This is a genomic window from Mycobacterium sp. E3298 (genome assembly GCF_001666895.1).
Taxonomy (GTDB): domain Bacteria; phylum Actinomycetota; class Actinomycetes; order Mycobacteriales; family Mycobacteriaceae; genus Mycobacterium.
This window is the reverse complement of sequence record NZ_LZJB01000609.1, coordinates 1-1,555: the sequence shown is the minus strand read 5'-3', so window position 1 is coordinate 1,555 and position 1,555 is coordinate 1. Positions and strand designations below refer to the sequence as shown.

Annotated in this window: 2 protein-coding genes; one reads left to right on the top strand and one right to left on the bottom strand. The window is 73.4% G+C overall.

Translation table 11 applies throughout. The features are described 5' to 3' along the window. A partial coding sequence (locus A9X05_RS27915; RefSeq protein WP_197499227.1) for a hypothetical protein occupies window positions 1-1,211 on the top strand: 1,211 nt, incomplete at its 5' end. 21 nt (window positions 1,212-1,232) lie between these two features. Here A9X05_RS27915 and A9X05_RS27910 read toward each other — a convergent pair. Then, window positions 1,233-1,555, bottom strand: a 323-nt coding sequence (locus A9X05_RS27910; protein ID WP_156737056.1) for a DUF2064 domain-containing protein, incomplete at its 5' end; no start/stop codon positions are given.

The following is a 1,555-nucleotide window of genomic DNA, read 5'->3' as shown; positions in this document are numbered from 1 at the left end:
CCGCCCCGATCTTCGGCGCCTGGGAGATTCACGCCAGCTGGGGCACCGGGCCTGCCATCGCCATCGCGATCGCCGCGGTGGTGTGGGGACCACTTCTGGCGCAACGCCTTTCGTGGCGGCTCCTGACGCTGAGCACGTGGGCCACCGCCTGCGGGTGGGCCTTCGCGCTGGCGATGATCGACGGCTGGCAGCGCGGCTTCGCCGGCCGGCTGACCACCCGCGACGAGTACCTGTCGCAGGTGCCGGGCATCACCGACATCCCCGCCACGCTGCGCACCTTCGCGAGCCGGATCGTCGACTACCAACCGAACTCCTGGACCACCCACGTCTCCGGGCACCCGCCCGGGGCGCTGCTGACGTTCGTCTGGCTGGACCGGATCGGCCTGCACGGGGGCGCCTGGGCGGGGTTGCTGTGCCTGCTGGCCGGGTCCAGCGCGGCGGCCGCGGTGCTGATCGCCGTCCGCGCACTGGCCGACGACCGGACCGCGCGGCGCGCCGCGCCGTTCGTGGCGGTGGCGCCGACGGCGATCTGGATCGCGGTCTCCGCCGACGGCTACTTCGCCGGGGTGGCGGCATGGGGCATCGCGCTGCTGGCCGTGGCGGTGCACCGCGGAACCCGCTTCCCCGCGCTGGTGGCCGCCGCCGCGGGGCTGCTGCTGGGCTGGGGCGTGTTCTGCAACTACGGCCTGATGTTGATGGGCCTGCCGGCGCTGGCGGTGCTGGCCTCGGCCGCCGACTGGCGCGCGGCGCTGCGGGCGCTCGGCCCGGCCACGCTGGCAGCCGTGGCCGTGGCGTCAACCTTTGCGGTGGCGGGGTTCTACTGGTTCGACGGCTATAACCTTGTGCAGCAACGGTATTGGCAGGGCATCGCCAAGGACCGCCCGTTTCAGTATTGGAGCTGGGCCAACCTGGCGTCCGTCGTGTGTGCGATCGGCCTGGGCAGCGTCGCCGGCGTCAGCCGGGTGTTCGACGCGGCGGCCATCCGCCGCCGCTCCGGGTTTCACCTGCTGCTGCTGGGCGTGCTGGCCGCCATCGCGTGCGCCGACCTGAGCATGCTCAGCAAGGCCGAGGTGGAGCGCATCTGGCTGCCATTCACGATCTGGCTCACGGCTTCGCCCGCGCTGCTGCCCGTCCGGTCGCACCGGGTGTGGCTGGCGCTCAACGCCGCCGGCGCCGTGCTGCTGAACACCGTCATCGTGACGAACTGGTAGGCGGCCCCGGCGGTTCGCGGGCTACAGCCCGGCCGCGCGGGTGACCTCCGCGAAGCGGCTGGACGGGCCGCAGGCCGCGCGCACCACGGCCACGTCGTCGGCGACGTCGAAGTCGGCGAGCACCGGCGCCGCGTAGGGCTCGATTCCCATGTCGTGCAACGCTCGATACGTCAGCAATCCGGTATCCGGCTGGGACATCGGGACGGCGCGCAGGCATTCGGCCGCCGCCGGGCTGCGCAGACCAAGCACCCACCAGCCGCCGTCGACGGCCTGCCCGAGCACGGCCGGCGCCTCCCGCAGCCGGTGGGCGCAGTCGGTCAGCAGGTCGGCGGTCACCTGCGGGG